Origin of the sequence: Tunicatimonas sp., from assembly GCF_049647865.1 — a bacterium.
In the GTDB taxonomy this organism is placed as follows: Bacteria; Bacteroidota; Bacteroidia; order Cytophagales; family Cyclobacteriaceae; genus Tunicatimonas.
The window spans coordinates 1-2460 of record NZ_JBARYM010000327.1; the positions used below are offsets into that span (position 1 = coordinate 1).

Genomic DNA, 2460 nt, shown 5'->3' on the forward strand with positions numbered 1-2460 from the left:
TACTCGCGGACAGGCGATATTGTAGCTGCTTATTGGCGTAGCGTACCAGTCGAATTTGGTCGTCTACGTAGCTACTGTGTAAGTCGTGTTTCTTCATGTGGTCTTTCACCGCAATATTTTGGTTTAGTAGCCAAGGAAGCACTTCTTGTTTAAACCTTCGAGCTCGGATAATCTCACCATTTAACTGCACGTAGTAGTCATAGCACATTACATCCGGGCTAACTTTGCTATCGCTTCTTACAGAAAACCGGCGCGATTTGGTAGCATCAAAATAAGTAGCTCCGTTGTGCTTTCGTAAATAAGAAATGTCCCCTAACAAAACTACCTCAAAAAAAGCCGGACGATCAATGTGCTCGCTTTTCCGGTAGGTATGCTTTTGGAAATAACGTACTCGATCTTGCTCCTTATCAAAATAGCGAAACGAGGTGATATGATTCGTAGAAAAAGTTTGTTGATTGGCGTCGGCGTTGCTCCGATACATCACAATATCGTGAGCATAGTTATACCTAATTTCACCTTGCAATATTTCGTCATCAGCTGTAATGATTAATCCTGATGACCAATCAGTTTGGGGAATAGAAAAAGCCAGGCTAATCGCTCCAGCGAATAGCAATGCGCTCAAAAATAATTTTTTCATATCAGTGTACCTACCAAGCTGCTTACTGCGCAGCTAATAAAAAATAGAAGGCAAAGTGCCTACATCAGACTACCTTCCTTTTGTAACGGCACATTTGCTATTTTGTTAACTAACAAGTCAAATAATTATGTGTTATTATAAATTAATCAATTTATATTCTATTATTATGCGAATAATATAACTTTTACGTAAGTTTATTGATATCTCGCCATTGGAATTTTGGTACTGAAATTTTGATTTCTTGGTCAACCGCTTGAGTTTTTACTTCACAAATCGTCTTGAAGAAGTTTTATTGATTTATTCTATTTAATAGAACATATCGATAAAACATTCCTATATTTGTTCTGCTAAATAGAACAATTGATGAGCAAGCAGCATCTAGGCGAATTAGAAGAGTTGATACTCTTGCTAATTATCATGTTAGAACCGGAGGATGCTTACGGTCTGGAAATTCGGCGGGCTCTTCAGGAACATGCTGCTCGAACGATAACTATTGGAGCAGTACACGGTACGGTAAACCGACTAGAGAAAAAGGGATTCGTTAAGTCTCAACTGGGCGGAGCTACCGAAGAGCGCGGAGGAAGAAGAAAGCGATTATTCACTATCACCGCCCATGGGAAAAGCATACTCCAGCAAAGTCGGGATGTAAAAGTCAACCTTTGGCAGCAAATTCCTGAGTTAGCACTGGATAATATTCGAATAACATGAAGCGCAACGGCCATACTTCTCCTCAGCAGGTTGAGAAATTTCTCAGGTGGCTATGTAAGCCTGAGGTGCTAGAAGAAATATTAGGCGATTTAGAAGAATACTATATCGAACTCACGGAAAAGCCTCGCTGGCAGCAACCTATTCTTTACTGGTTTCAAGTAATCCATTTTCTTCGCCCGTTTGCCCTCAAGAAAATAAGTAGCTACCGCTCTTTTAATCACCCTCCTATGTTCAGAAATTATTACAAGACATCATCCCGCAGCTTAATGCGGAATCCATTAAGCTCATTCATCAATGTTTTTGGTTTATCGATGGCTATTGGGGTTTGCTTGGTGGTGTATGCCTTCTTAAAGTACGACTATAGCGTAGATCGCTTTCATGAGTTTAAAGACGAGGTATACTTAATTACTTTTTCTGCCGACCGAAGTGGGGAGGAAGAACAACATGGCCTCACTCCTCGTCCGCTGGCTGATATGCTACGGGAAGATTTTACTCACATCAGAAAAGTATGCCGAGTTGAGGACAAGAGCGCAGTGCTAAAAAATGGTGATAAAGTGTTTCGCGAAAGCGTGCGATTTTCTGAGCCGGAATTTCTAGATATGTTCACCTTTCCTTTAAAATGGGGGGTGAAGCAGTCACTATCTGATCCAAACAGTATTATTCTGAGCGAAGAAATGGCTATGAAGTATTTCGGCGATGAGAATCCTTTGGGCCAAGATATACAGATGATTTTTGGGGAAGACCGAAGTAAGACATTTAAAGTAAGCGGAGTGGCCGAACCCTTTCCGGAAGCGCATATTATTGAATTTAGTTTTCTGGTCAATTTTGAGAACCTCCGAACCAGTTTTCCGGGCTACGATACTCAAGACTGGGGTGAATTTGTAAACGCTACCCTAATTCAAGTAGATGACCCATCAGATTTAGCACCCATCACCGAAGGGATGGCTAAGTATCAGGTTCTACACAATGAAGCCCAACTCCATTGGGAAATCACTTCTTTCGGGTTTGAGCAGTTGGCCAATTTACACCTTAACTCAGGTAATATTAAAGATGATATTTCTTACGATGCCTCATCGCAAGGGCGAATTACCCTGCCGATTATTGCTCTTTTTATG

General features: G+C 40.9%; 3 protein-coding genes. 2 read left to right on the forward strand and 1 reads right to left on the reverse strand.

Going from position 1 to position 2460, the window contains the following annotated elements:
• Positions 1-637, reverse strand: a 637-nt coding sequence (locus WBA23_RS09930; protein WP_424582124.1) for a hypothetical protein, incomplete at its 3' end; no start/stop codon positions are given.
• Between the two features lie 363 nt (positions 638-1000).
• Here WBA23_RS09930 and WBA23_RS09935 point away from each other — a divergent pair.
• Together WBA23_RS09935 and WBA23_RS09940 are read left to right on the forward strand one after the other, a co-directional pair.
• Positions 1001-1345, forward strand: a complete 345-nt coding sequence (locus tag WBA23_RS09935; RefSeq protein WP_424582125.1) for a PadR family transcriptional regulator — start codon at positions 1001-1003, stop codon at positions 1343-1345.
• A partial coding sequence (locus tag WBA23_RS09940; protein WP_424582126.1) for an ABC transporter permease occupies positions 1342-2460 on the forward strand: 1119 nt, incomplete at its 3' end. The genes WBA23_RS09935 and WBA23_RS09940, both read left to right, overlap by 4 nt.

Excerpts from the sequence above, each read along its gene's own strand:
- WBA23_RS09935 (WP_424582125.1), top strand. The coding sequence starts at position 1,001 with ATGAGCAAGCAGCATCTAGGCGAATTAGAAGAGTTGATACTCTTGCTA.